Here is a 25,795-nt window from a genome sequence, read left to right on the forward strand (position 1 = left end):
CCGAATGTATGAAGAATCGACAGCAAGAGGGGCTATCACAGCCCCTCTTGTCTTATTCAGGTGTCGGGGTGGCCTATTGCGTGCCCAGTTCTTTATAGAGTTCCAGCCGCAGTCCGCAGTAGTTTTCGATTATTTCGGCAGCCTTTTGAACACGCCCCATGTGCATTTCCAATTCCTGCGGAGCCATGTAGAATTCGGCGCTATACGGCGTTTTCATCAAAATTTGTTTCAGCCATGGCAGCGTGAAAATGTTTTCGATATGGTTGTCGTCGAATACCAGCATCAGCTTTGTCGAAAGCGTCCGCATCCGGTCGTGCATCACGACCGGATCATGGATGTCGAATTCCATACCGTGATAGACATAGTAGAGCGTGTGGTAGAAATAGACGATCGCCTGCGCCGAGAACTGTGCCGCCAGCCGCACGTTGCGGCCCCCGGCAAACGCATCCTGCGCCTGTTCGAGCAGGTCGTTGCCGAGCGTGCGGAACGTGTCGAAATGGAATTTGGCGTCGGCATGGGCTTTGGCAAAATCGATCGGGTGCTTCGGGCGGCGAAACCGATAGTGGTCGCTGCAATGCAATAGTTCACCCTCGGCATGGGCAAAGTAGAGGAACGGCGTCCGATGCGATTCGACATAGTTCAACGGCAGGATATAGGGATTGATGTAGGAGACCTTCCGGTAGCGGTACGGCATCCTGTACCGCAGGATGCGTTTTGCCCGAATCCAGTCGTATTCCGGCGTTTCGCGCACGACCATCAGCAGGTCGTAGGCCACGGCATCGCTGTGGGGCGTGCCGCCGGCCAGCTTTCCGAAAAGCAGGACGTATTCCGGGTCGAAATAGCCGTCCGTCAGGTGGCGGATCATCTGCGCCGCTTCGTTGGGGTCGTAGAGCAGTTCGTCGGGGCGCCCGGGTTGCGGTTGCGGTTGCGGTGCGGGTTGCGCGGCAGATTGCGCGGCGGGCTGTGCCGGTTCCATGGCGGGAGCGACGATCTGTTCGATGTCCGGCTGTTGCGCGGCCCGCGTGGTTTGGGGGACTATGGGTTGCACAGGCTGTTCCTGCGCGGGGTTTTGATTCGTTTCCATTTTGTTTGATTTTAAGATTGCAGACGAAGCCTGCGGGGTTTGAAAACATGCGCAGCGTGTTTGCAGACCTCCGCCGGGGGAGGCTTCGGCCTGCCGCTGCCTGTGGCAGCGGATACGATGGGCATAAAAAGGGCTGTCCTTATCGTGCAACGGGGCACAACAAAGAGAATAAAGGTTTGGTTAGCAGTCGTTTGCTAATCGGGCGGGTGGAAATGGAGACGGATCGGGAGGTTGCACGGCGGAAACCGCCTGCGGGACTGGGCCTGTTGGCCTGCACTGCCGGAGCGAGTGACTTGTGTAGTGTTTGTCATAAAACAAAAAATGATAGTGCAGGTGACAAACACTACACAGTTTCCCGCATACTATTTACCGTTCGCGGGTCGCTAAACTCCAACGGCGCTGCACTATCAAGCTCTAATATTTAGTGGCTTGTACGCGGGAATGAAAATATTATAGTGTTTGTCAAAGGCAAAGATAAGAAATTATTCTGACAATATCTAAACAAAGGAAATCCTAAATACAAATTATTTGACTATATTTACAACATACTAACCCCTAATACATAGGGTACTAATACTTCCAATAAAGACCATGGACACTATAATGCTTGACAGGGAAGATCTAATTCGTAGATCAGGAGTAAGAAACGTTTTTATCCCCAATAAACCTATTGATTCGATTGAATTGTTTAGCGGCAGACAGGAAGAAGTCAATAAGATTATCGAGTGTTTAGGGACAAGTGGATTACATGTTCTACTATATGGAGATAGAGGTGTTGGCAAAACATCGCTATCAAGTATTACTTGTAGTATCTTAACAATGGAACGTATTATTCCAAATTTTTATATCAAGCGTTGTGATAGTGGGGATACGTTCTCTTCTATAATTATGCATCTATTCGAAGAATTAAATATCGAATGTATTCTTAAGAAGAATAAATCGTGGGGATTATCCATTTTATGGAACCTACTTAGTTTCAGTAAAGGACATAATATAGAAGTTGTTACATACGACAATATAAATTCGCCCAGTTGGGTTGCAAAAAAAGTTGCTCATGAAAAAAGTGTTTTCTTAATAGATGAAATAGATGTCCTACTAAATCCAAATGATAAAAAAAAGATAGCTGAATTGATTAAGCAACTAAGTGACAATAATTCAAAGTTCACTATTTTCATTGTTGGTATATCTAAAACTGCATCTGAACTAACAGGAGGACACCCATCTATTCAACGTTGCCTCAAAGAAGTCCGATTAGATAGAATGTCAGATAATGAACTACGAGATATTCTAATAAAAGGAGAGGAACGTCTCAATATTAAATTCTCAAATGAAGTAAAAAGAGTTATTATTAAATCAAGTGCCGGATTTCCCTATTTCACGCAGCTACTTGCCCTAAAATCAGCAGAGGAAGCTATTGCAAAAGATTCATCAGAAGTTACAATGTCAGAATTTAAGATTGCCGTAAAAAGAGCTGTTGACGATATTGAGGGTGAATTAAGAGAAAAGTATCAATTGGCGGTTTATGGCCAAAAGACAGAAAGAAATAAAAATATACTACTTGCGGCTGCTATATGCGGTGAAGATATTTTTGAAGCCGCACAGTTGAAAAATAATTATAGTAAAGTTACTGGCGAAACTATCTCTCAACAAGAATTGAATAATTTTTTGTCTAATACGATTATATCTGACGGTTATTCTACAATATTAAGAAGAGTGGGTAAAGGTATCTATATTTTCAATGATCCGAGAATGCCTAGTCTAATAAAGTTGATAAATAACTATGTTGAGTAATCACCATAGTGATTGTGAAATCTATAAAAAAGATTGTAATAAATAATTTGCCACATTGAGGGTAAATCACTTTCTTTGTCCTAACCAAGTGCAGCACAGGATAAAACGATGCAAATCGTCTGTGGCTTATTCGGTGTACTTAAATTGAGTTCAAAGTATAAAAGACTGACATACGGTGGATTCCGGGAAAGGTTCTGTTCCCTCTCTTTCCGCCAAACGAAACGCGGTTGCAGATATTCTGCAACCGCGTTTCGTGGTATATGGGCGGACGGAAGAAAAGATACCGCCCGGTGTCCTTTCCGGAACCGTTATTTCCGTTTCTTGCCTTTGGCGGCGACCCGCTGGGCGGCTGTGACCGTCTTTTTCGGGGTCTTGCGGACGCTTTTGGTCGCTTTGCCCTTGCCTTTGCCATTCTCGTCGCGTCCCCATGCCGTGCCTTCGTCGAATTTCATAAATGCCGACCAGTCGAAACCTTCGTTCGGCATCTTGCTGAAATCGGGGATGTCCGGGTGGGGCTGGGTCTTGGTTTTCAGCTTCCGGCGCGGCGATGACGTTGGGTCATATGCCGTTTCGTCGTGTGAGGGTTCTGCGTGTACCGTTTCGTCGTGGGCGGGCGCCGGGGCGTACGCCGTCGGGGTTGCCGGGACGGGCGTTGCCGGCTTCACGTTCCGCGCCGGCTTTTTCGGTGCCGGGGCGTATGTCTGCCCGGCGGCCTGGTAATCCTCGGTTTTTGTGCGGCGGGGCCTGCGAACCGGGGCTTCCTGCGCCCCGTTTTCCCCGTCGCGGGCGATCTCGGCCATCGGCCGGCGGCCGCGGTTCAGCCGGTTGAGTTTGCGGACGACCTCCTCGGCATCGCGGAACGGGACGCTCACGAACGAGAAGTTGTCCGAAATCTGGACGTCGTTGATATATTTGTCGCGCAGGCCGCATTTGAATTTGAGCATGTCGACCAGCTTCCGTGCCGTGTAGCCGTCGCGTTTGCCCACGGCCAGGAACAGCCGTGCCGTCCCCTTGCGGTCGACCGAGAAGGAGCGTATTTCGGGGTAGTTGTTCTGGTCGAGCTCGCTGCGGAACGCCAGGCGCAGCAGCGCACCCAGGGCTATGTCGGGGGTATGTTCGGCGAGCAGCTCTTCGGCGAATTCCTTGTAACCGTCGTAGCTTTCGTTTTCGACGATCTCCTGCATCTCCTCCTTGATCTTCAGCCGTTTCATCTCTACGATGTCCTGCGGCGAAGGGAGGGTTTCGCGTTTGATCTCGACCTTGATGTCGCGCATCAGGTTATTCAGGCCGCGGAACTCCGAGGGCGAGACGAACGTGATGGCCGTTCCCTGCTTGCCGGCGCGGCCCGTGCGGCCGATGCGGTGCACGTAGCTCTCCGAGTCCTGCGGCAGCGAGTAGTTGATAACGTGGGTCAGGTTGCCCACGTCGATGCCCCGGGCGGCCACGTCGGTAGCCACCAGGATATTGATCGTGCGGTCGCGGAATTTGCGGAGTATCTTCTCGCGCTGTGCCTGCGACACGTCGCCGTGCAGCACCTCGGCTGCGTAGCCGCGCGCCGTCAGGCGCGAGGCGGTTTCGTCGGCGCCGATCTTGGTGCGGGCGAAGATGATGCCGTAGAATTCGGGTTCGACGTCGATGATGCGGGTCAGGGCGTCGAACTTGTCGGCCTCGCGTACCTCGAAATAGATTTGTTCCGTGAGGTCGGCCGTGATTTGCTTGTGTTCCACGCGCACGATCTCCGTGTCGCGCATGTAGGTTTTCGAAAGCCGGATGATGCGCTCGGGCATCGTCGCCGAGAAGAGCAGCACGCGCCGCTCGTCGCTGGTGTGGCTCATGATCTCTTCGACGTCCTCCACGAAGCCCATGTTGAGCATCTCGTCGGCTTCGTCGAGCACGAGGTAACGGACGTTTTCCAGTTTCATCGTGCCGCGGCGGATGTGGTCGAGCACGCGCCCCGGTGTCCCGACGACGATGTCGATGCCTTTGGCAAGGCGCCGCAGCTGTTCGCTCATCGCCGCACCGCCGTAAATGGCCGTGATCGAGAGCCGCTTTTCGCGGTTGTAGGAGAGCAGTTCTTCGGCCGCCTGGAGTGCGAGTTCGCGTGTCGGTACGAGGATGATGGCCTGTATCGGCCCGCGGGCGGGTTCGAGGGTCTGGAGTATCGGCAGTCCGTAGGCTGCGGTTTTGCCCGTGCCGGTCTGCGATTGCGCGATGATGTCGTTGGGTTTTGTGAGCAGGTGGGGGATGGTGAGCTTCTGGATTGCGGTGGGCGTCTCGAATCCCTTGGCGCGGACTGCGGCGAGCATTTGCTCGGAAAGCCCCAGGGCGCTGAAATCGTCTGTAATGGTCATGTGCATGTTTTATTCGGCACAAAGGTACGATAAAAAGCCGAAAAATGTGTAAAACGTGAAAAAACCGTGATTTACAACCCGCGTTTTGGTTCGGGGACATGCCGTTTGCCGCGGTTTGCAGGGACAGCGGTTCGCCCGTTTCAAATATTTTTGTTATATTTGCCCGAATTTTTAATCTAAATAGGATGGCATACAATTTATTGAAAGGCAAGAAGGGCCTTATTTTCGGAGCACTCAACGAGCAGTCGATCGCATGGAAAGTGGCGGAACGCGCCGTTGAAGAAGGGGCCGAAATCGTCCTTACGAATACTGCCGTATCTATTCGCATGGGTACAATCGGCCGGCTGGCTGAAAAATGCAATACGATCGTCGTCCCGGCCGACGCTACGAGCGTCGAAGACCTGGAAAACCTAATCGACAAGACGATGGAACATTTCGGGGGCAAGTTCGACTTCATGCTCCACTCGATCGGCATGTCGCCCAACGTCCGCAAGGGGCGCACATACGACGACCTGGATTACGATTACCTCTCCAAGACGCTCGACATTTCGGCGATCTCGTTCCACAAGGCGATCCAGGTGGCCCGCAAGAAGGACGCCATCAACGACTGGGGGTCGATCGTGGCGCTCTCGTATATCGCGGCACAGCGTACGCTCTACGGTTATAACGACATGGCCGATGCCAAGGCGTTGCTGGAGTCGATCGCCCGCAGTTTCGGGTATATCTACGGCCGTGAGAAGCACGTGCGCATCAACACCGTGTCGCAGTCGCCGACGCCGACCACGGCCGGAAGCGGCGTGCTGGGGATGGGCGACCTGATGAATTTCGCCGAGAACATGTCGCCGCTGGGCAATGCCTCGGCTACCGACTGCGCGGACTATGTGTTGACGCTTTTCTCGGATCTTACGCGCAAAGTGACGATGCAGAACCTCTACCATGACGGCGGTTTCGCGTCGATGGGTATGAGCCGCCGCGCCATGAAGACCTACGAAAAGGGGATGCGTTTCGAGGACGTGCACCAGAACCAGTACCCGTTCGGCGAGAACGCGGAATAGCTGGCGGAGATGCTTGAATAAAAGGGAAAGCCTTTTCAGGCTTTCCCTTTTATCAATATGTGGGAAATCATTGTTCGTGCCGGTTTAAAATATATCTCCCGTGCTGTTGGCGTACTGGATGATCTCGAAATTGTGTACGGCTTGCGCCGGAGCCGCGAAATAGTCGCTTTCGCCCGAAAGCCGGTAGACGCCCCTTTGGATGTCGACGGCCTCGATATGCAGCGAGTCGTACTTGTAGGAGTGCAGCGAATCGGCCCTGTGGTAGTGGAGCAATATGCCGCCCTGGGGAAGCATTGTTGCCGTCCTGATTTTCCGGGGATAGGGCCCGTCCATATAGAGATCTGTTTTGACGCTGTCAGCAATGTGGAACGAAATGTGCCATGACCAGTCGTCATCGAGGTAATAATCACCCTTGTATTCCTTCAGATTGACCCAATAGCCGTTGAAATTCCGGATTTCCGGGGCGATGTATTCAGATTTTACAGAGTCGGGCAGCATCTGGTCATAAAAATCGCGATAGCTTGGGTCGTTTAAATAAGACATGTAGACCGAATCGAGGTAACGGCTCTCGAAGAACCTGTGGGCGGGACTGTTCCGGTTGTGGGTGATAAACCGGTATTCGCGGTAGAGTTCCTTTCCTTCCGCCTTGCGGTAATGAGTTTCGATAACGGTTATCGAGTCGGCCGGGTTGAAGTTGGAAAATTCGGAGAAGAACAGTTTGCCGCCGAGCTGGCGGCGAACCGTATCTTCTACCGAGACGGGGCAGGTCTGCCGGCCTGCGTCTTTTGCCGTGGCGGGGCGGTCTGTCGGTTGCGGACTTTGGGCTGCCGGGGGCGTGGCCTGCAGTTCTGCAGTTGCTTTTCCCGGACGGGAACCGCAACTGCAGAATACAAGCGGGAGTAATATTATACTATATTTCATACGGTCGGAGGCAGTCGGTATTAGTATTGGTGGTCGTCCCCGCGGATCTCTTCGCGGGTGATCGGCTTGCGGTTCATCGCCCGCCATGCGTACCAGATGTAGGCTGCGACGAAGGGGATCAGCAGCGAGACGATCGACATCACCTTGAGCGTGAAGAGGCTCGACGAGGAGTTGTAAATCGTCAGCGACGACTGCATGTCGGCCAGCGACGGGTAATAGGCCGTGTCGTTCCATCCGGCGCAGAGCAGCAGCGCCAGTACCGTCAGTACCGTACCCGCACCGCCGAACCAGATGGCGTTGCGCCGGCCGCGCCAGCCCAGTCCGATGCTCCATAGTACCGCCACCACGCCGAGGAGCAGCACCACGGCGAGGTAAGGCATCTCGATGAAGTTATGCAGGTACTTGTACGGCTCGATGGAGATCCGGCCTGCGGCATCGACCGCCCGGCCGTCGGCGAAGAGCAGCATGCCGAGCCACGCTACGAAGAAGAGCACGAAACAGACTGCTGCGGGGATCATCCGCTGGCGGGCACGTTCGAGGATGGTCTTGTCGTCGATGTTATTCATGAAATACTGGCAGGCCAGCGTTGCGGCGAGGAATGTCACGGCAATGCCCAGAAAGACGTTCGAGACATCCGTAAGCGCTTCCAGTCCGTGCCACGGGGTTGTCCACTGCGAGATCACCGTTGCGCTGCCGCTTCCGGCGCCGTTGGCCAGGTTGAGGCGGTCGACCGTAAAGTTCGCGCCCGTGAAAAGTGTTCCGACGGCCGTGCCCAGCAGCAGCGGGCCGGCGATGCCGTTGATCATCAGAAATACGTTGAATGTCTTTTCGCCGAAGACGTTGCCCGGTTTGCGGCGGTATTCGTAGGCCACGGCCTGGATGACGAAGACCAGCAGGATCGCCATCCATACATAGAACGCGCCGCCGAACGACGTGGAGTAGAACAACGGGAACGAGGCGAAGAATGCGCCGCCGAAGGTTACGAGCGTCGTGAAGGTGAATTCCCATTTGCGGCCCAGCGAGTTGACCAGCATGTTACGTTCCTCTTCGGTCTTGCCGATGTCGTAGAGCAGCCCCTGCCCGCCCTGTACGAAGAGCAGGAATACAAGCAGTGCCCCCAGCAGGGAGATAATCAGCCACCAATAGTGTTGCAAAAGTACCAGGGTATCCATAGTCGTTTACTGTTTTTCGTTTTCGGGCCCGATTTTGATCTGGCGGAACATGATGCTCAGCTCGGCGATCAGCAGCGCCGTGAAGAGCGCGAGGAAGATGAAGAAGGTGGCCGATACCGACCCGGGGCCGATCTTCGAGGCCGCGATGCCCACGGGCATCAGATCCTGGATGGCCCACGGCTGGCGTCCGACCTCGGCCAGCACCCAGCCGGCCTGCGAAGCGAGGTAGGCCAGCGGGATCGACCATACGGCGACCCGCAGCAACCATCGCTTGTCCGCCAGTTTGTCCTTGCGGTTGAGCCACCAGATGACGCCCAGCAGCAGGATGAAGAAGCACCCGGCACCGACCATCACGCGGAACGAGTAGAAGAGCAGCGGTACGTTGGGGACTACCTGCTGCGGAGTGTCGAGGTAGCCGTACCCGAAATAGGCGAAATATTCGCGCAGGAACTCCTCGCCTTCGGGCTTCGAGGGGTCGAACTTGGCGGTGATTTGGTCGATCGCCGCCTGGTCGCCGGCCTCGAGCGCCGCCCGGTAACGGGCCAGTTCACCCACGGCGACGCGGCCCCGCTCCATCTTCTCCGCGGCCGACATCACGCCGTATTTCTCGTTGCCGTTCACCAGGTCGTTGATGCCCGCCACATAGGCGTCTGCGTCGCGGAAGCTCATGATCGAGAGCAGTTTCGGGATGTCGATCTTGAAATAGAATGCGTCCTCGTTCGAAGTGCGTTCCGCCTCGGGCCTCACGATGCCGATGGCCGTCAGGGGCGCACCCTGCTGCCCGTCGTAGAGCGCCTCCATGGCTGCGAGTTTCATCGGCTGCACGCGGGCGATGACGGCGCCCGACTTGTCGCCCGTCATCGCCGTGACGAGCGCGAATACGAAGCCGAAGGCCGAGGCAATGGCGATGCTCTTGCGGGCCATTTTCTGTTCGCGGTGCCGGAGCAGATACCAGGCGCTGACGCCCACGACGAACAGTGCCGCCAGCACGAACGACGAGGTGATGGTGTGGAAGAACTTGTTCATCGCCACGGGCGAGAAGAGTACCTCCCAGAACGAGGTCATTTCGTTGCGTACGGTTTCGAGGTTGAACGTACATCCCACGGGGTGCTGCATCCAGGCGTTGGCGACCAGGATCCACAGTGCCGAGAGGTTCGCGCCGATGGCCGTGAGCCATGTCGCCGTGAGGTGGAAGCCTTTCGAGACCTTGTTCCAGCCGAAGAACATGATGGCGATGAAGGTGCTCTCCATGAAGAAGGCCATGATGCCTTCGACGGCCAGCGGGGCACCGAAGATGTCGCCCACGAAATGCGAGTAGTTCGACCAGTTGGTGCCGAACTCGAATTCGAGGATGATGCCCGTTGCCACGCCGATGGCGAAGTTGATGCCGAACAGGCGCATCCAGAATTTGGTCGTGCGCTTCCAGAACTCATCACCCGTGCGGACGTAAAGGGTCTCCATGATGGCGATGATGAACCCCAGCCCCAGCGTGAGCGGGACGAAAAGCCAGTGGTAAATGGCCGTCATGGCGAATTGCGCACGCGACCAGTCGACTGTTTGTAGATAATCAGATAACATAAGCGATGGTTATTTGTCGGGGGTTAGTTCTTTCATGACCGAACGGCTGCGCTCTTCGGGGCTCTGCCCGGCCAGGAAATCGGGAAAAAAGAATACCTTGAGGATTGCGAACAGGATGAACAGCTTGACCAGGATGATGGCCCACAGGGTTTTGCCTACTGTCATGCTCCGGAACCCGTCGAGGTAGAACCGGAAGATCTTTTTGATTGTTTGTGCCGCCATATCCGTCGCTATCTTTTACCAAAAATAGATAAAATTTCGGAAATAAAAAACAATGCGCCCGGAAAAGTTGCACGCGCATATCTTCCGGTCGGAAATGGTTATCCCCGGTGCCGGGCGTGCGGATATGTGGTAAGTTTTTCGTATTTTTGCCGTCCGTATGGTTAATGGGAATCCGGAAATGAAAGAATATGCGGCCAAACAGCCTTCGCCGTGGGTGTCGGTGTTGCCGCTGGCGGTGCTGACGCTGCTGCTTTACGTGGTCATCCGCTGTTTCGGCGGGGACGCGATCAACGGCGGCAGCCAGATCGCACTGTTGTCGGCCACGTCGGTCTGCGTCATGCTGGCCATCGGCATTTACCGCTGCAAGTGGGCGGTCTTGGAAGAGGCGATCATCGACAACATCCGGGCTTCGGCTTCGGCAATCATCATCCTGCTGCTGATCGGCGCCATAGCCGGGTCGTGGATGGTGAGCGGCGTGGTGCCGACGATGATCTATTACGGGCTGAAGATCCTGCACCCCTCGTTCTTCCTGGTTGCCTCGTGCGTCATCTGCGCGGGCGTTTCACTGATGACCGGCAGTTCGTGGACGACGATCGCCACGATCGGCGTGGCGCTGATGGGCATCGGGCAGGCCATGGGTTTCCCCGAAGGGTGGATCGCGGGCGCGATCATCTCCGGCGCTTATTTCGGCGACAAGCTCTCGCTCCTGTCCGATACCACGGTGCTTGCCTCGTCGACCGTCGGGGTGCCGATTTTCACGCACATCCGTTACATGTTGTATACGACCGTCCCGTCGTTCGTCATCGCGCTGGCGGTTTTCGTCATCGCGGGGCTGACGCTCGACCATACGGGCGGCACGCATGCCGGGATGTATGCCGAGTCATTGCGCGGGACGTTCCGCATCACGCCCTGGTTGCTGGCGGTGCCCGTGGCGACGGGCGTGCTGATCGTGCGCAAACTCCCGGCCATCGTGACGCTCTTCTGCGCCGCGGTTTTCGCCTGCATAGCCATGCTGCTGGCGCAGCCCGAACTGGTGGCGAAGGTGGCCGGAGTCGGAGGGCTGGATTTCATGTCGGGGTTCAAGGGCGTGCTGATGAGCTGCTTCGGCCCGACGGCGATCCCTACCGGAAGCCCGCAGCTGGACGAGCTGGTTGCTACGCGCGGCATGGCGGGTATGCTCAATACCGTATGGCTCATCATCTGCGCCATGTGCTTTGGCGGCGTGATGACCGGCAGCGGGATGCTGGGGTCGCTGACGTCGGTTTTCCTGCGTTTCGTGCGCCGTGCCTTCTCGGCCGTGGCTTCGACCGTCGGCGCGGGCATCTTCTTCAACCTCTGCACCGCCGACCAGTATATCTCGATCATCCTTTCGGGGCGCCTTTTCCGGGAACTTTATGCGGAGCGGGGACTCGAACCGCGGCTGTTGAGCCGCTCGGTCGAGGATTCGGCCACGGTCTGCTCCGTGCTGGTGCCGTGGAACTCGTGCGGCATGACGCAGGCCACCGTGCTGGGTGTTTCCACATTCGTCTACATGCCTTACTGTATTTTCAATATTGTCAGTCCCCTGATGTCGCTGGCGGTGGCGGCCATCGGGTGGAAGATCAAAAGAGCCGCAGGTACTGCGGCGCATCCGCATTAATATGGAATATAAGATGGATACCGGACTTGTGATATTCGACCTCGACGGCACGCTGCTCAATACGATCGGCGACCTGGCTGTCGCATGCAATGCCGTGCTGGCCATGCGCGGCCTGCCGCAGCATACCTATGACGAATACTGCCATTTCGTGGGCAACGGCATCATGCGGCTCGTGGAGCGGGCATTGCCCGAAGAGCTCCGCACGCCTTATACGGTCGCGGCCGTGCGCGCGGATTTCGTGAAATATTATACCGAGCATATCGACGTTTATACGAAACCCTACGAAAAAATTCCGGAACTGGTTGCGGAGATCGTGAGACGAGGTGTCCGTATCGCCGTGGCATCCAACAAGTTCCAGACCGGAACGGAAAAACTGATCCGGTTGTTTTTCCCCGGTGTCGAATTCGCCGCTGTCTTCGGCCAGCGCGAGGGCGTGCCGCTCAAGCCCGACCCCGCGGTGGTGGGGGAGATACTTGTGCTTACGGGCGTGGCGAAGGAGCGGGTGCTCTATGTCGGCGACTCGGGCGTGGACATGCAGACAGCCGCGGCCGCCGGTGTTCGCTCGGTCGGGGTGACGTGGGGGTTTCGTGAGCGCACCGAGCTCGAGGAGGCCGGGGCGCGGTACATCGTCGACAATCCGGCCAAGATATTGGAGTTGTTATAGTCCGGGTGCCGCGGTTGTCCGGCAGTCCGGATCCTTTTGCGGATTCTTCTCAATTTATGCCGAATATGTGAATATTCCCGGAAAGTTGCATGATTCCGGGAAAAAAGACATATATTTGTTCCCGAATAGTAACATATGGCAAAGAACAACAATACCGAGCGTGACCGGGATGCTACCGAACAGCGTATGCTGAAAGCGGTGGGCGAGATGATCCGCAGGGATGGTTTCGAGAAACTCGGGGTCAATGCCGTCGCGGCGCATTGCGGAGTCTCGAAAATACTTATCTACCGCTATTTCGGTTCGCTGGACGGACTGCTGGCCGCCTATATCCGGCAGCACGATTTCTGGATCAATTTTCCGCTCGACATTCCCGGCCGCGCGCATTTGCCCGAATTTCTGAAAAAGACGTTCCGCACGATGATCGGGCGTTTGCACGGCGACCCTACGCTTAGGCGCCTGTACCGCTGGGAGTTGTCCTCGAAGAACGAACTCGTGGCGGCGCTCCGCAGGCAGCGCGAGCAGGCCGGGCTGGAGTTGATCGCCCGGGTGTCGCGGAAAACCGGGCTGCCCGAGTCGGAGGTGGCCGTGCTGGCTACTTTCCTGACGGCTTCGGTGACCTACCTTGTGCTGTTGGAGGAATATTGCCCGGTTTACAACGGGATTCCGATCGGAGAGGCTGCCGGCTGGGAGCAGATCGTCCTCGGGATAGACCTGCTGATCGACAAGACTTTTAAGGAATGACCGGCCCGCGGCCCGGGAAAGAGTGTGTATTTTTTTTACAACAAATGTTACCAATAGGTAACAAAATGAAAACCAAAAACAATGAGAAAGATGGCAATGGCATGGATTTTACCGTTCGTATTGCTTGGTTCCTGCGATAAGGAGTTGGTCGAATACGAAAAGGGAAGCGTGGAAATTGTCGTGGAACGGGGCGACGCATGGCTGCATGATTTTCCCCTGTTCCTGGGGATTAAAAGGAAGAACCCGCCCCAGATCGCGGTCTGGATCGAAGATGCGCAGGGGCGCTACCTCTCCACGGTTTACGCGAGTTCCAAAATCGCCACCCAGTCCTGGCTGGCGGCGGGCGGAAACCGCCGCAGGGAGGCGCTGCCTCACTGGTGCCATAGCCGGGGTGTGCAATATGCCGACGGGCTTTACCTGCCGACGAAAAGCGAACCGCTGGCGGACGGCATATCGGGTGCCACGGGAGCGGCCAGCCGGCCGTGGTCTATGCCGCCGACGTCGACCTGTCGTCGGGCAGCGAGGAGTTCGAAGCCGTGCTGGTCGGCCACAGCAGTCCCGACGGAAGTTCGGGCGGGATAGACCCCGATATTTCGGGGCTCACTTCAGCGCTCCGGATCGTGGAACGCATTACGATCCGTGTCCGATGACGGGGCGATCCCGAGTATTGGCCGCGGCGCTGTGCGTGCTGCCTTTCCTTGCCGCCGAGGTGCCGGCGCAGGAGTTGCCCCGCTTTTCCTGTTCGGCGTCCGTAGGGACGGGTTTCGGCCTGACCCGTCCGTCGTCGGTGCCCGTCGTCTGGCGCGTGACGGGTCATTACAATGTGAGTCGCCGGTTTTCGGTCGGTGCCGGAACGGGGGTTTCCTGCTATGAAAAAACGCTCGTGCCGCTCTTTGCCGATGCGAAGTTCCTGCTTATGCGCCGCCGCAGCTTTACGCCCTATGCCGGGTGCGCCGCCGGATATGCTTTCGCACCGCGCAGGGATGCCAACGGGGGACTGCTGCTCAATCCCGAACTGGGGTGCAGTATGCATTGCGCTGCGGGGTACACCTGTTCTTCGCGGCGGGCTATGAGTTGCAGCGGCTGGAGCGGCTCCGGAAATACGAAGGCTGCTGGTTCTCCGCCGAATTTGCCGAGCAGCTCAGCCACGGCACCCTCCTGCTGAAGGTCGGGGTGCTGTTCTGAGCCTCGGTCAGCAGTAGGCCTTGACGTCGGCGGGGGTGATGCGCTCCTCGCTGAGTATGATGAGCCGCTCGATGACGTTGCGCAGTTCGCGGATATTGCCGCTCCAGGGCATCGTTTGCAGCTCGGCAAGCGCTTCGTCCTCGATGCGTTTTGCCGGGATGTGGTATTCGGCACAAATTGTGCGTATGAAATGGTCGACCAGCAGCGGGATGTCCTGCGCATGTTCGCGCAGCGCCGGGACGCGCACGACGACCACTCCGATGCGGTGGTAAAGGTCTTCGCGGAAATTGCCCTTCCGGATCTCCTCGCGCAGGTTCTTGTTCGTGGCGGCGATGACGCGTACGTTGACCTCGATGTCCTTGTCGCTGCCTACGCGGCTGATCCTGTTTTCCTGAAGCGCCCGCAACACCTTGGCCTGCGCCGCCAGCGACATGTCGCCGATCTCGTCCATGAACAGCGTGCCGCCGTCGGCCTGTTCGAACTTGCCCCTTCGCTGCTTGATGGCCGAGGTGAAGGCGCCGCGTTCGTGGCCGAAGAGTTCGCTTTCGATCAGTTCCGAGGGGATCGCCGCGCAGTTGACCTCGACGAACGGAGCCGCGGCGCGGTTGCTTTTGGCGTGCAGCCAGCGTGCGACCAGCTCTTTGCCGGTGCCGTTTTCGCCCGTGATCAGCACGCGCGCTTCGCACGGCGCGACCTTGTCGATCAACAGGCGGACATGTTCGATCTGGGGCGAGGTGCCGATGATATGCTCCGTCTGCGCATTGTGCCCGCGGCGGGTGCGGCGTGCCGGGGCCGCCGCGGGGGCGGGCGCGGGGGCCGGGTCGTCGATCGTGCGGTGGATGGACTGCAGCAGGCGGTTCATGTCGATGGGTTTGGTCAGATAGTCCTGGGCGCCGTTGCGTACGGCCTCCACGGCCGAGTCGATTGACGCCTCGGACGACAGCACGATGAACGGGACGCCCTTGTCGGGGATTTTGCACCCGGTGTCCGACAGGATGACGTCGAACGGGATTTTCTCGCACATGTTCGAGGCCGCCTCTTCGTCTTCGGCGGCCTCTGTCGAGAAACCTTCGTATTCGAGCCGCTCGCGCAGCGTGTTTCGCATACTTTTTGATTGGTCTAAAATTAAAACCTTTGCCATAGCTTGTTTTTCCTGAAATTTTACCTACTTTTGTCCCAAAGTTATGACTTTCTGCGGTGTAAAACCAATCTTGTAGGGTCTTGCCGGATGGGGTGGAAAGTCGGAAAAAACGTCTTGAATCGGTTTACCGCAACGGGCTTGCCGGACGCTCCGGCGGACGGATTGAAACAGTGCGGAGAACCGCAAATACAATATGAAAAAGAATTATAATTACACACGACGCAAGTTGTACCTGCCCGAGTATGGGCGTCATATCCAGGAGATGATCGACTCGTTGCAATTGATCGAAGACCGTCGCGAGCGCAACCGCCAGGCGCGTGCCGTGATCGCCGTGATGGGCAACCTGAACCCCCTGTTGCGCGATACGGCCGACTTCACCCACAAGCTGTGGGATCACCTTTTCATAATGTCTGATTTCCAGCTCGATGTGGATTCTCCATACCCGCAGCCTTCGCGTCAGGAGCTGACCATTACGCCGCGCCGCATGGCTTACACGCAGGGGCGTATCTCCTATAAGCATTACGGCAAGTATGTCGAGCGGATGATCGCCGGGCTTTCCGAGGAAAAAGACCGGCGTACCATGGCGCGCACGGTGGACAACCTGGCCCGCTACATGCGCACGAAGAGCTACGAGTACAACCAGGAGCATCCCAACAACGAAGTGATCGTAAAAGACATCAAACGCATGTCCGGCGGAGCGATCGAAATCGATGAAGTGGCATTAAATAATCTCCGAAGTGACTATAAACAGCACTTTACGGCACGTCCCCAGAAGGGGCCGCAGCAGCGTCAGCAGCAGCGCCCGCAGAAAAACCGCAACCAGCAGCACGGGCGCAATTTCTCGAAAAACAACGGCGCACACCGCAATTCGTCGAAATAAAAAGTGCGCATATCCGGAATTTTGCTATATTTGTAAGCATTTAACTGCGATAACAAGGATAAATGAATAAACAAACGCTTTTCGTGTCCCTGACCACGGCCGTCATGCTGTGCGCATGCCAGTCGTCGAAGGTGAAGATTTCGGGTCGCTTCGTAGGTAACGATGCCAAGGATGTTTATCTGGAGCAGGTATTGCCCCTGACGCAGTCGGTGATCGACTCCGCGGTGCTCGACAAGGACGGGAACTACCGTTTCGAGTTGAAGGGCGTGACGAAGACCCCGTCGCTTTATAATATAATATATAACGGCGAACGCATTCCGCTGTTCCTCGCCGGCGGCGAGAAACTTTCCCTGAATTCGGTGGGGAGCGTCGTACGCAACTATACGGTCGAAGGTTCGAAGGAGTCGGAACTGCTGCGGCAGTTCTACCAGGCTTTCGTTTCGGGCGCGCAGCGGCTGGATAACATCGCCTCGCAGTTTGCCAAGGCAACGCTGTCCGAGGAAGACCGCCAGGCACTGGTAAAGGAGTACACGGCCGAATATTACCGTATCCGCCGCGAACAGTTGCGCTTCATCATCGAGAATAAAGCGTCGCTGGCGGCGGTCTATGCCCTTTACCAGCGGTTGCCCGGGGATACATACCTGTTCAACGGCGACAGCGACGTGGTTTATTACCGCACGGTGGCCGAGGCCATCGAACAGACTTATCCCGAATCGCCCTACCTGCAATCGCTCATGGGGGAGATCGCCCGCATGGACGCCCGCATCAGCCTGTCGTCCCAGATTACCGAGGCGGGGTATCCCGACCTCGAGCTGTCGGACATCTACGGCAAGAAGGTACGCCTCTCGTCGCTCGCGGGGAAAGTCGTGCTGCTCGATTTCTGGTCGGCCGAGCTGGGCAACAGCAATACGCTCAATGCCGAACTGAAGGAGGTCTATAAGAAATATGCCGACGCCCCGGTCGCATTCGAGGTCTACCAGGTTGCCATCGACACGTCGAAGCCCCTGTGGATTTCGGCCGTGCAGGAGCAGCAGCTTCCCTGGGTTTCGGTGAGCGACCTGCGCGGGCGCGCATCGTCGTCGCTGGGACTTTACAACGTGCAGAAACTTCCGGCCAATTTCCTGATCGACAAGGAGGGGAATATCGTCGGGAAGGATATTTACGGCAAGAGCCTCGAACAAAAACTCGATGAACTGACCCGTTGATGTACTATTTCGCATCGGATATCCACCTGGGCGCAGGCGGCGAGGCGTTTGCGCAGCAGACCGAACGGCGCTTCGTGCGCTGGCTCGACGATGCGGCGCAGGATGCGGAGGCGATTTTCCTGGTGGGCGACGTCTTTGACTTCTGGTTCGAATACCGGGGCGTGGTGCCCAAGGGCTTCGTGCGGACGCTCGGCAAGCTGGCCGAACTGACCGACCGGGGTATCCGGGTGGTATTCTTTACGGGAAACCACGACATGTGGGTCGGCGATTACCTCGCCCGCGAATGCGGCGTCGAGATCTATACCTCGCCGCAGCAATTCCGCCTGAACGATAAAAACGTCTTCATCGCCCACGGCGACAACATGAACATCGACGGACAGCCGGTGCTCAAATTCCTCAATACGGTATTCCGCTCGCGGACGTTGCGCTGGCTCTTTTCGTGGCTGCTGCATCCCGACCTGGCGATGCGCTTCGGGCACTGGTGGAGCGGCAAGTCGCGCAAATCGCACGGTGCCGAGGAACTCGACGTCTCGCTTACCGAGCCGCTGATCGAATATGCCCGCCGGTATGCCGCCGAGCACGACGTCGACCACTTCGTCTTCGGGCACATGCATTTCCCGCGCGACTACCGCGAGCAGGGCCTGCATGTGATAAACCTGGGGTGCTGGGAGAAATACCCTTCGTGCGCCGTGCTGGACGCATCGGGCGGAATGATTTTAAAAATGCTGGAGAGATGAAACAATACCTCGACCTGCTGTGGCGGATCAAAGCCGAGGGCGTCGTCCGCGGCGATCGTACCGGCACCGGCACCAAAGGCGTCTTCGGACACCAGATGCGTTTCGACCTCTCCGAAGGCTTCCCGCTGCTGACGACCAAAAAAGTATTCCTGAAAGGCGTGATCCACGAATTGCTGTGGTTCCTGGCGGGCGATACCAATATCAAGTACCTCGTGGACAACGGCGTCCATATCTGGGACAACGACGCTTTCCGCTACTACAACGAACTCTGCGTGCGCCACGGCGTGCTGCCCGTCGACCGGGATACGTTCCTGCGTGCGGCACAGGACGGTGTCGAATCGCCCGTCGAAGGGTATCGGTTCGGCGACCTGAACCATGTGTACGGCTATCAGTGGCGCAGCTGGCCCAAGCCCGACGGCCGCTTCATCGACCAGATCGCGCAGGCGGTCGAACTGATACGGCACAATCCCGAGTCGCGGCGCATCATCGTCTCGGCCTGGAATGTCGCCGAGATCGGGGACATGGCATTGCCGCCGTGCCACGTGTTGTTCCAGTTCTACGTGGCCGGGGGGAGGCTCTCGTGCCAGTTGTACCAGCGCAGCGCCGACACGTTCCTGGGCGTGCCGTTCAATATCGCGTCGTATGCCCTGCTGACGCTGATGACGGCGCAGGTATGCGGCCTCGAACCCGGCGAGTTCGTCCATACGCTCGGCGACGCGCACCTCTACCTGAACCACATGGAACAGGCCGACGAGCAGTTGTCGCGCGAACCGCGGCCGCTGCCCGTGATGCGGCTGAACCCCGATGTGAAATCGCTCTTCGATTTCCGCTACGGGGATTTCACGCTCGAAGGCTACGATCCCTGGCCGGCGATCAAGGCGCCGATGTCGTTCTGAGCGCGCAATCCGTGCCCGCCGTATCTGCATCGTTATACCCGGCCGCGATGCCGCCGGACGTTAAAATTTGAAATTTATGGTTAGCATTATCGTTGCCGTGGCCGAAAACGGCGTGATCGGAGATAAGAATACGTTGCTCTGGCATATTTCGGAAGACCTGAAACATTTCAAGGCCGTCACGACGGGACACCCCGTGATCATGGGCCGCAAAACCTACGAATCGCTCGGGCGCCCGCTTCCGAACCGTACCAATGTGGTCATTACGCGCCAGCAGGTCGAAATCCCCGGCTGCAGGGTGGTTCATTCGCTCGGGGAGGCCGTCGCGCTGTTTCCCGGGGACGACGAGGTTTTCGTCATCGGCGGCGCGCAGATTTATGCGCAGGCCCTGCCTCTGGCTGACCGTTTCTACCTGACGCGCGTGTTCCGCGCTTACGAGGGCGACACGCATTTCCCCGAGTGGGACGAAGCGCAGTGGCGGCTCCTGTCGTCCGAGTCCTTCGCATCGGGTGCGAACTACCCTTATCCTTTCGCCTTCGAGACCTACGAGCGCCGGCGAAATTAGGTATTTATACCACTGCACGGCTCGCCCGTATTCCCTACCTTTGCACTGCAAAGGTTTTTTTGTTGCATCCGGGGCGGTTTCGTGCCCGGTGAAAGGTGAGATTATGGGAAAATATTTCGATATGCTGATGGAGGACGTGCGGATGAAGGAGGGCCTTCAGTCGTGCATGAACTGCGGTGTTTGCACGGGCGTATGTCCCGCGGCCGAGTTCTACAACTATGACCCACGTCAGATCGTCAATACCGTGCAGACGCGCGACGACGATGCCATCGAGGAGTTGCTGAAAAGCGATACGATCTGGTATTGCGGCGAGTGCATGTCGTGCCGCCCGCGCTGTCCGCGCGGCAATACGCCGGGGTATGTGATTCAGGCGCTGCGCACATTGTCGCAGAAGCTGGGTTTCTTCGTCGAGAGCGAGAAGGGGCGCCAGCAGCTGGCACTCAAGCGCATCATCGGCGAAAATATCCTCCGCACGGGCTACTGCATCGTACCGCGCTTGGTGAAGCCCGAGCTGCACCCCGAGCAGGGAACCGTGTGGCAGTGGATCTACGATAACGACAAGGAGGTCTACGGACAATTCACGCCCGTATACATGCGCCACGGCGCGGGGGCCCTGCGCCGTCTGGACGAGCAGTCGCTCGAGGAGATCAACAAAATCTTCGAAGTCAGCGGCGGCAAGGAGATGTTCGACTCCATCGAGGAGCATTCCGACCGCAAGGCCCGGGAACTGGGCTACGATCAGGGCGCCGATCAGCAATATATGATGGATGTCTTCCTTCATAACAACAACGAACACTATTGATCATGATGAAGCGGGCAAGCTGGAAAGAATACCAGAAACAGATCGCCGAAGATAACTATTATTACGGCCGCAGCTGTATCCGGCAGAATTTTTTCCCGGGCAGCGAAAAATTGTTCATAGACATGCTGCACAACGACCTGGGCAAGGATCTGCTGGACGATCCCATGCATTCGTCGTGTACGGGTATCGGCTACCATTCGGATATCGTGCCGTTGGAAACCATCATGACGGTCGTGGCGCGGCAGTTCGCGCTGATGACCGAGGCGGGCTATGAGAATTTCGTGACCTCGTGCATCACTTCGTTCGGTGTCTATTCGGAGATACTGGCCACGTGGCACGAGTTCCCCGAGACCGAAGAAAAAGCCCGGGAAAACCTGTTTAAAGCCACGGGGCGCGAGTTCCGCAAGCCTGCGAGCCTGGCGCATACCTCGGACATCGTTTTCCATTTCCGCGAGCAGATCGCCGCCCGGGCAAGGCATAAACTGGTAAACGTCCAGACCGGAGAGCCGCTGCGCGTGGTGGAGCATATCGGTTGTCACTACGCCAAGATATTCCCCAAGTCGGGCATCGGCGGTTCGGAATTCCCCTATGTGCTGGCCGGCATGGTCGAGTCGTGGGGCGGCGAATGCGTGGACTACCCCGAGCGGCGGCATTGCTGCGGGTTCGGGTTCCGCAACTACCTGGTGCAGGCCAACCGCGGTTATTCGATCGCCAATTCGCATAAGAAACTCGAAAGCATGGCGCCTTACAAACCCGATTTCATCGTGGCCAACTGCCCGGGGTGCGCGATGTTCCTCGACAAGTGGCAGTATGCGATCGCCGAAATGGAGGGTACGACCTACGGCGAGAACGGCCACGGCATTCCGGTGTTGACCTACGAGGAGATGGCCGGGCTGGTGCTGGGCTACGACCCGTGGGTGCTCGGAATGCAGATGCACCAGGTCGACGTCGAACCCTTGCTCGACAAGATGGGCGTCGAATACGACCCCGCGGCCAAATACCTCGGCCGCAACGGAAAATATATCGGTAAACCCGCGTCGGCCGTGGTCAATTGCTGCCCGACGGACACAATATACGACATCAGAGAATAATGAAGCGAGTTGCAGTCATAGGCGGCGGCGTAGCGGGCATGCAGACGGCCCTGCGCCTCGCAGAACAGGGCGTCGAGCCCGTAATCATCGAAAAGGAGGCCGAATTGGGCGGCAAGCTCCGGGGATGGCATGTGCTGTTTCCGTCGTTCACCCCGGCGTCGGAGATACTCACCGAACTGCGCCGCCGCATTGCCGAGCGCGGGATCGAGGTGATGACCCGTACCGAAGCCAGGGGGTTCAGCCGCGAAGGGGTGCAGCTCCCGGACGGGCGTATGCTGGCATGCGATTCGGTCGTAGTCTGCTCGGGCTTCACGTTGTTCGATGCCTCGATCAAGGAGGAATACGGCTACGGCATCTACGACAACGTCTTTACGACGGTCGACATCGAGCGGATGCTCAACGAGGGCCGCGTGGCCAGGGCCGACGGCTCGCGCCCCAAGCGCATCGCCTTCCTGCATTGCGTGGGCTCGCGCGACGAGAAGGTTTGCCAGCAGCATTGCTCGAAGGTATGCTGCATCACGGGGGTGAAGCAGGCCATGGAGATGCGGCAGATGTTTCCCGAGGCCGACGTGTTCAATTTTTACATGGATATCCGCATGTTCGGCCCCGGTTACGAGGAGATGTACCGCGAGGCACAGCAGAAATACAACATTCATTTCATCCGCGGGCGTATTTCGGAGGCGAGCCCGATGATCGACGGACGCGTACAGATCAAGGCCGAGGATACCCTCACGGGACGTCCGCTGCGCATGAGCGTCGACATGCTGATCCTGATCGTGGGCATGCGTGCCAACGACGACAACGCCGCTTTTGCCGAGGGGGCCGGGCTGAACCGTGCGCCGAGCGGCTTCATGGCGCCGCGCGACATGTTCCTCGGCAACGTGAAGAGCAATGTTGAGGGTATTTTCTATGCCGGGACGGTCACGGCGCCGAAGAATATCGGAGAGAGCCTGAACGAAGGGACGGCCGCCGCCGATGCTGCGGCCCGGTATGTAGGGGTTTAGCATATGGCAGCGATCAATTTCGGATATACCATCTCCAAGCCGCGGGCGATCGACATCGACCGCAACAACCTGCGCAAGAGCGACGAGATATTGCGCGAGATGCCCGAGTTGCAGGCCTGCATCGGCTGCGGCGCCTGCACGGCGGTCTGCACGGCGGGCAACCTTACGGAATTCAACTTCCGCAAGGTACATACGCTGGTGCGGCGCGGCGAATACCAGGGGGCTTACGAGGAGATGAACAAGTGCATGCTGTGCGGCAAATGCCGTCTGGTATGTCCGCGCGGGATCAATACGCGCGGTGTGGTGATGCTTATCAAACGTAAACTGGGGGACTTCTGACGATGACTTTTTTCGCACCATTCTGCATACCTTTCATGATCGGCGCCGCGGTGATGTTCATCGTGTTGCTGTGGAAGTGGGGCCTGTGGCTCTACCGCCTGCCGCTCGCCGACAAGAAACGGATTCTGTTCGGGCTGCCTACACGCCGTACCTTCTCGGCGATCGGGGAGGTCGTCGGCGAATCGCTGCTCCACCGCAGGATCTTCAGGGTCAACCCGCTGTTGGGCTACATGCACATGAGCCTGGCCTTCGGCTGGTTCCTGCTGATCGCCGTGGGGTGGATCGAGACCGTCGCCTACCTCGGGTTCCGCTATGTGCCGTTGCAGGGGCATGTCTTCTTCAAGTACTTTTCGACGGGGCTCCAGCATAAGCCGGTCTTCGATTTTCTGATGGATCTGTTGCTGCTGTTCGTCCTGTCGGGCGTTGCGCTGGCCTGGGGCAAGCGCTTTTTCTCGAAGAGAATGGGCATGCGCCGCACGACCAAGCATGTGCCGGGCGACCGCATTGCGCTTTCGGCCCTGTGGTTCGTATTCCCGGCGCGCCTGATCGCCGAAAGCACGACTTGCGCCCTTTATGGCGGCGGGGGATTCCTCACCGGTTCGCTGGGCGGATGGATGGCTGCGCACATGAGCACCTTCGTGCTGATAAACCTCGAAAGCGTGGCGTGGTGGTTCTACTCCTCGTGTCTCGGTGTTTTCTTCGTGGCGCTGCCGTTCTCCCGTTACATGCACATCTTCACGGAGATACCCTTGATCTTCCTGCGCCACTACAAGCTCCGCTCGACCGAAAAGGAGGGGTCGTTCGACAACTTCCAGGTCGAGGCCTGTTCGCGCTGCGGCATTTGTATCGACCCCTGCCAGTTGCAGAGCGTGCTGGGCATCGACAACGTGCAGTCGGTCTATTTTCTGCGCGACCGGCGATATAAGATGCTGCGCCTGCAGGTGGCCGACAATTGCCTGATGTGCGGACGATGCGCCGAGAAATGCCCGGTGGATATCGACCTCAATACGTTGCGCCTCAATTCCCGCGATACGATGCGCAATGTTCCCGACGAAAAGCGCTACGGTTATTTCAAAGGGTTAGACCGCTCGTCCGGCGAGGGGAAGGTGGGCTATTTCGCCGGGTGCATGACCCTCCTGACGCCCCGTACGATGTCGGCGATGGAAAAAGTATTCCAGGCCGCCGGCGAAGAGGTCTGGTGGGCCGACCGCGAAGGGGGCGTCTGCTGCGGACGCCCGTTGAAACTGGCCGGTGAGACGGATTCGGCGCGCAAGATGATGCGCTACAATACGGAGTTGTTCCGCAAGCACGGCATCACGACGCTCGTGACCTCGTGTCCGATCTGCCTCAAGGTTTTCCGTGAGGATTATGCGCTCGAAGGGGTCGAGGTGCTGCACCATTCGGAATATATCCTGCGTCTGATGAAGGCAGGCCGTCTCCATGTCGGGCACGGCTCGACGCGTTATACCTACCACGACCCCTGCGAATTGGGACGTGGCAGCGGGATTTACGACGATCCGCGTGCCGTGATCGAAGCAGTCGGGGAATTGCTCGAACCCGCGGAAACCCGCGAAAACGCTCCCTGCTGCGGCTCTTCGGTCGCCAATACGGCGATCTCCGACGGTCAGCAGGTGCAGATCGCAAAATCCGTGGCCGGGCAGTTGGAAGCTACCGGTGCCGAGGTGATCGTCACGGCCTGCCCGCTTTGCAAAAAAGCCATCGGGCGCGGTACGAAAGGGGAAGTCCGCGACCTGGCGGAGATTGTCGCAGCCAATATCCGCTGATTGGGAATGACGGTGTGTGTGGCGAATGGGATCTGCAGACGGTGTGTGCGTTTTCATCCGGCCCTGTTCCGGGTGGTAGGAAATCTGTGGAAAAATCAGCGTGGGGCTAACCTTCGAAAAATAATAAAATATTTTTTGCGGCTGATAGATAGTACGATAAGCGGTGTGCGGAGGGAACATGCGCAGAATTATTTGTAAAGTCCGAATATTTGTCTTATCTTTGCACACGCAAAAGCGATAGTACATCACTGAAGATATATCGCGGGATGGAGCAGTTGGCAGCTCGTCGGGCTCATAACCCGAAGGTCGGAGGTTCGAGTCCTCCTCCCGCTACCAAAGGGGTCGGATTGAAAAATCCGACCCCTGTTTTTATGTTTGGAATTAGGTGTAGTTGATTGATAACCAATGACTGTCCGGATTTACTATGGGCTTGTACTAAAATCTTTTGTTTATGAATACGCTTGAAGATGCAAGGGCATGGGGATTTGTGGGTTTTAAAACGGTTGCGGCCCTTAAAAAGGAGGTGGACTGTATTCCGCAGACGAAAGGAGTATATCTGGTTCTCAGAAAAGAAATAAGTTTCCCTGAATTTGCCGAGGTAGGCCGCGGCGGTTTTTTCAAGGGAAAGGATCCCAATGTGGATATTACCGTGTTGAAAAACAATTGGGTAACGGGAACAAATATTCTTTATATAGGAATGACCGGAAGTTCATTGCGCCGACGGATAAAACAGTATATGCAATTTGGTGAAGGAAAGCCCGTAGGACACCGGGGTGGTTGCTATATCTGGCAGATGGAAGACTGTGACCGCCTGATAATTTGCTGGAAAGAATTGGCAGAAGAACTCCCCGGTGAATATGAAACGATGTTGATACGCTCGTTCAAGGATTCCCACGACGGGCGGCGCCCCTTTGCCAACCGTAATAAATAACAGGGATCATGAAAGATCGG

24 protein-coding genes, 1 tRNA gene and 1 pseudogene are annotated in these 25,795 nt (G+C 57.0%); 19 read left to right on the forward strand and 7 right to left on the reverse strand.

What is annotated here, in order from left to right; genetic code table 11:
* Positions 1-73: 73 nt before the first annotated feature.
* Entirely contained in the window at positions 74-1,084 is a 1,011-nt protein-coding gene (locus tag DW189_RS10480; protein WP_174760534.1) for a nucleotidyltransferase domain-containing protein, read from the reverse strand.
* Positions 1,085-1,675: 591 nt separating this feature from the next.
* Here DW189_RS10480 and DW189_RS10485 point away from each other — a divergent pair.
* The gene (locus tag DW189_RS10485; RefSeq protein WP_117508034.1) at positions 1,676-2,875 is read left to right on the forward strand and encodes an AAA family ATPase; all 1,200 of its coding nucleotides are present in this window, start codon (positions 1,676-1,678) and stop codon (positions 2,873-2,875) included.
* A gap of 308 nt (positions 2,876-3,183) precedes the next feature.
* On the opposite strand, the gene DW189_RS10490 is transcribed toward DW189_RS10485, so the two are convergent.
* Positions 3,184-5,226: a DEAD/DEAH box helicase gene (locus DW189_RS10490; RefSeq protein WP_117508036.1), complete on the reverse strand. Its 2,043-nt coding sequence runs from the start codon at positions 5,224-5,226 to the stop codon at positions 3,184-3,186.
* Positions 5,227-5,411: 185 nt separating this feature from the next.
* Here DW189_RS10490 and DW189_RS10495 point away from each other — a divergent pair, with 185 nt between their 5' ends.
* Positions 5,412-6,281, forward strand: a complete 870-nt coding sequence (locus tag DW189_RS10495; RefSeq protein WP_117508038.1) for an enoyl-ACP reductase — start codon at positions 5,412-5,414, stop codon at positions 6,279-6,281.
* Positions 6,282-6,365: 84 nt separating this feature from the next.
* Here DW189_RS10495 and DW189_RS10500 read toward each other — a convergent pair whose 3' ends face one another.
* From DW189_RS10500 to DW189_RS10515, 4 genes are read right to left on the reverse strand one after another with little or no spacing between them, the layout of a single operon-like run.
* Positions 6,366-7,202 carry a hypothetical protein gene (locus DW189_RS10500; RefSeq protein WP_117508040.1) on the reverse strand — a complete coding sequence of 279 codons (837 nt, stop codon included), beginning with the start codon at positions 7,200-7,202 and terminating at the stop codon, positions 6,366-6,368.
* Positions 7,203-7,222: 20 nt separating this feature from the next.
* Positions 7,223-8,374: a cytochrome d ubiquinol oxidase subunit II gene (locus DW189_RS10505; RefSeq protein ID WP_117508042.1), complete on the reverse strand. Its 1,152-nt coding sequence runs from the start codon at positions 8,372-8,374 to the stop codon at positions 7,223-7,225.
* Positions 8,375-8,380: 6 nt separating this feature from the next.
* On the reverse strand, positions 8,381-9,952 hold the full coding sequence (locus DW189_RS10510) for a cytochrome ubiquinol oxidase subunit I (protein ID WP_117508044.1): 1,572 nt from the start codon (positions 9,950-9,952) through the stop codon (positions 8,381-8,383).
* Positions 9,953-9,961: 9 nt separating this feature from the next.
* Entirely contained in the window at positions 9,962-10,174 is a 213-nt protein-coding gene (locus DW189_RS10515) for a DUF4492 domain-containing protein (RefSeq protein WP_018696693.1), read from the reverse strand.
* A gap of 178 nt (positions 10,175-10,352) precedes the next feature.
* On the opposite strand from DW189_RS10515, the gene DW189_RS10520 reads away from it, so the two are divergent.
* The 5 genes and pseudogenes from DW189_RS10520 to DW189_RS14630 all read left to right on the forward strand — a co-directional run bounded on the left by DW189_RS10520 (position 10,353) and on the right by DW189_RS14630 (position 14,403).
* A complete protein-coding gene (locus DW189_RS10520; RefSeq protein ID WP_117508046.1) occupies positions 10,353-11,813 on the forward strand; it encodes a Na+/H+ antiporter NhaC family protein in 1,461 nt (486 codons plus the stop codon).
* Positions 11,814-11,826: 13 nt separating this feature from the next.
* Complete coding sequence (locus DW189_RS10525) at positions 11,827-12,477, forward strand: HAD family hydrolase (RefSeq protein ID WP_117508209.1); 651 nt, start codon at positions 11,827-11,829, stop codon at positions 12,475-12,477.
* 135 nt (positions 12,478-12,612) lie between these two features.
* The gene (locus tag DW189_RS10530) at positions 12,613-13,218 is read left to right on the forward strand and encodes a TetR/AcrR family transcriptional regulator (RefSeq protein ID WP_018696690.1); all 606 of its coding nucleotides are present in this window, start codon (positions 12,613-12,615) and stop codon (positions 13,216-13,218) included.
* Positions 13,219-13,299: 81 nt separating this feature from the next.
* Positions 13,300-13,868 (forward strand): annotated as a pseudogene (locus tag DW189_RS10535) (hypothetical protein).
* Positions 13,869-14,238: 370 nt separating this feature from the next.
* Entirely contained in the window at positions 14,239-14,403 is a 165-nt protein-coding gene (locus tag DW189_RS14630; RefSeq protein ID WP_232045627.1) for a hypothetical protein, read from the forward strand.
* Between the two features lie 7 nt (positions 14,404-14,410).
* Here the strand turns inward: DW189_RS14630 and DW189_RS10545 are convergent, their stop codons facing one another.
* Positions 14,411-15,544: a sigma-54-dependent transcriptional regulator gene (locus DW189_RS10545; protein ID WP_117508048.1), complete on the reverse strand. Its 1,134-nt coding sequence runs from the start codon at positions 15,542-15,544 to the stop codon at positions 14,411-14,413.
* A gap of 193 nt (positions 15,545-15,737) precedes the next feature.
* Here DW189_RS10545 and DW189_RS10550 point away from each other — a divergent pair, with 193 nt between their 5' ends.
* The 12 genes from DW189_RS10550 to DW189_RS10605 all read left to right on the forward strand — a co-directional run bounded on the left by DW189_RS10550 (position 15,738) and on the right by DW189_RS10605 (position 25,775).
* The gene (locus DW189_RS10550; protein WP_022333490.1) at positions 15,738-16,424 is read left to right on the forward strand and encodes a DUF4290 domain-containing protein; all 687 of its coding nucleotides are present in this window, start codon (positions 15,738-15,740) and stop codon (positions 16,422-16,424) included.
* 62 nt (positions 16,425-16,486) lie between these two features.
* Positions 16,487-17,629, forward strand: coding sequence for a TlpA disulfide reductase family protein (locus DW189_RS10555; protein ID WP_117508050.1), 1,143 nt, complete (start codon positions 16,487-16,489; stop codon positions 17,627-17,629).
* Positions 17,629-18,366, forward strand: a complete 738-nt coding sequence (locus tag DW189_RS10560; protein WP_117508052.1) for a UDP-2,3-diacylglucosamine diphosphatase — start codon at positions 17,629-17,631, stop codon at positions 18,364-18,366. Before DW189_RS10555 ends, DW189_RS10560 begins: the two co-directional genes overlap by 1 nt.
* Positions 18,363-19,262, forward strand: coding sequence for a thymidylate synthase (gene thyA / locus DW189_RS10565; RefSeq protein WP_117508054.1), 900 nt, complete (start codon positions 18,363-18,365; stop codon positions 19,260-19,262). Before DW189_RS10560 ends, thyA begins: the two co-directional genes overlap by 4 nt.
* Positions 19,263-19,338: 76 nt before the next feature.
* The gene (locus DW189_RS10570) at positions 19,339-19,824 is read left to right on the forward strand and encodes a dihydrofolate reductase (protein WP_055202361.1); all 486 of its coding nucleotides are present in this window, start codon (positions 19,339-19,341) and stop codon (positions 19,822-19,824) included.
* 103 nt (positions 19,825-19,927) lie between these two features.
* Complete coding sequence (locus DW189_RS10575; protein WP_117508056.1) at positions 19,928-20,626, forward strand: 4Fe-4S dicluster domain-containing protein; 699 nt, start codon at positions 19,928-19,930, stop codon at positions 20,624-20,626.
* Between the two features lie 2 nt (positions 20,627-20,628).
* Positions 20,629-21,717, forward strand: coding sequence for a heterodisulfide reductase-related iron-sulfur binding cluster (locus DW189_RS10580; protein WP_117508058.1), 1,089 nt, complete (start codon positions 20,629-20,631; stop codon positions 21,715-21,717).
* Complete coding sequence (locus DW189_RS10585) at positions 21,717-22,721, forward strand: FAD-dependent oxidoreductase (RefSeq protein ID WP_117508060.1); 1,005 nt, start codon at positions 21,717-21,719, stop codon at positions 22,719-22,721. The genes DW189_RS10580 and DW189_RS10585 overlap by 1 nt, the downstream gene beginning before the upstream one ends.
* A 3-nt stretch (positions 22,722-22,724) precedes the next feature.
* Positions 22,725-23,060 (forward strand): 4Fe-4S dicluster domain-containing protein, encoded by a 336-nt coding sequence (locus tag DW189_RS10590; protein ID WP_018696667.1) that lies wholly within the window; start codon positions 22,725-22,727, stop codon positions 23,058-23,060.
* A gap of 2 nt (positions 23,061-23,062) precedes the next feature.
* The gene (locus DW189_RS10595; RefSeq protein WP_055211516.1) at positions 23,063-24,844 is read left to right on the forward strand and encodes a (Fe-S)-binding protein; all 1,782 of its coding nucleotides are present in this window, start codon (positions 23,063-23,065) and stop codon (positions 24,842-24,844) included.
* A 260-nt stretch (positions 24,845-25,104) separates the two neighbouring features.
* Positions 25,105-25,180, forward strand: a tRNA-Met gene (locus DW189_RS10600).
* Between the two features lie 115 nt (positions 25,181-25,295).
* The gene (locus DW189_RS10605; RefSeq protein ID WP_055211514.1) at positions 25,296-25,775 is read left to right on the forward strand and encodes a hypothetical protein; all 480 of its coding nucleotides are present in this window, start codon (positions 25,296-25,298) and stop codon (positions 25,773-25,775) included.
* Positions 25,776-25,795: the final 20 nt, after the last annotated feature.

The organism is Alistipes sp. AM16-43, from assembly GCF_003435745.1.
In the GTDB taxonomy this organism is placed as follows: Bacteria; Bacteroidota; Bacteroidia; order Bacteroidales; family Rikenellaceae; genus Alistipes; species Alistipes onderdonkii.

Excerpts from the sequence above, each read along its gene's own strand:
- DW189_RS10480 (WP_174760534.1), bottom strand. The coding sequence starts at position 1,084 with ATGGAAACGAATCAAAACCCCGCGCAGGAACAGCCTGTGCAACCCATA.
- DW189_RS10485 (WP_117508034.1), top strand. The coding sequence starts at position 1,676 with ATGGACACTATAATGCTTGACAGGGAAGATCTAATTCGTAGATCAGGA.
- DW189_RS10490 (WP_117508036.1), bottom strand. The coding sequence starts at position 5,226 with ATGACCATTACAGACGATTTCAGCGCCCTGGGGCTTTCCGAGCAAATG.
- DW189_RS10495 (WP_117508038.1), top strand. The coding sequence starts at position 5,412 with ATGGCATACAATTTATTGAAAGGCAAGAAGGGCCTTATTTTCGGAGCA.
- DW189_RS10500 (WP_117508040.1), bottom strand. The coding sequence starts at position 7,202 with ATGAAATATAGTATAATATTACTCCCGCTTGTATTCTGCAGTTGCGGT.
- DW189_RS10505 (WP_117508042.1), bottom strand. The coding sequence starts at position 8,374 with ATGGATACCCTGGTACTTTTGCAACACTATTGGTGGCTGATTATCTCC.
- DW189_RS10510 (WP_117508044.1), bottom strand. The coding sequence starts at position 9,952 with ATGTTATCTGATTATCTACAAACAGTCGACTGGTCGCGTGCGCAATTC.
- DW189_RS10515 (WP_018696693.1), bottom strand. The coding sequence starts at position 10,174 with ATGGCGGCACAAACAATCAAAAAGATCTTCCGGTTCTACCTCGACGGG.
- DW189_RS10520 (WP_117508046.1), top strand. The coding sequence starts at position 10,353 with ATGAAAGAATATGCGGCCAAACAGCCTTCGCCGTGGGTGTCGGTGTTG.
- DW189_RS10525 (WP_117508209.1), top strand. The coding sequence starts at position 11,827 with ATGGATACCGGACTTGTGATATTCGACCTCGACGGCACGCTGCTCAAT.
- DW189_RS10530 (WP_018696690.1), top strand. The coding sequence starts at position 12,613 with ATGGCAAAGAACAACAATACCGAGCGTGACCGGGATGCTACCGAACAG.
- DW189_RS10545 (WP_117508048.1), bottom strand. The coding sequence starts at position 15,544 with ATGGCAAAGGTTTTAATTTTAGACCAATCAAAAAGTATGCGAAACACG.
- DW189_RS10550 (WP_022333490.1), top strand. The coding sequence starts at position 15,738 with ATGAAAAAGAATTATAATTACACACGACGCAAGTTGTACCTGCCCGAG.
- DW189_RS10555 (WP_117508050.1), top strand. The coding sequence starts at position 16,487 with ATGAATAAACAAACGCTTTTCGTGTCCCTGACCACGGCCGTCATGCTG.
- DW189_RS10560 (WP_117508052.1), top strand. The coding sequence starts at position 17,629 with ATGTACTATTTCGCATCGGATATCCACCTGGGCGCAGGCGGCGAGGCG.
- thyA (WP_117508054.1), top strand. The coding sequence starts at position 18,363 with ATGAAACAATACCTCGACCTGCTGTGGCGGATCAAAGCCGAGGGCGTC.
- DW189_RS10570 (WP_055202361.1), top strand. The coding sequence starts at position 19,339 with ATGGTTAGCATTATCGTTGCCGTGGCCGAAAACGGCGTGATCGGAGAT.
- DW189_RS10575 (WP_117508056.1), top strand. The coding sequence starts at position 19,928 with ATGGGAAAATATTTCGATATGCTGATGGAGGACGTGCGGATGAAGGAG.
- DW189_RS10580 (WP_117508058.1), top strand. The coding sequence starts at position 20,629 with ATGATGAAGCGGGCAAGCTGGAAAGAATACCAGAAACAGATCGCCGAA.
- DW189_RS10585 (WP_117508060.1), top strand. The coding sequence starts at position 21,717 with ATGAAGCGAGTTGCAGTCATAGGCGGCGGCGTAGCGGGCATGCAGACG.
- DW189_RS10590 (WP_018696667.1), top strand. The coding sequence starts at position 22,725 with ATGGCAGCGATCAATTTCGGATATACCATCTCCAAGCCGCGGGCGATC.
- DW189_RS10595 (WP_055211516.1), top strand. The coding sequence starts at position 23,063 with ATGACTTTTTTCGCACCATTCTGCATACCTTTCATGATCGGCGCCGCG.
- DW189_RS10605 (WP_055211514.1), top strand. The coding sequence starts at position 25,296 with ATGAATACGCTTGAAGATGCAAGGGCATGGGGATTTGTGGGTTTTAAA.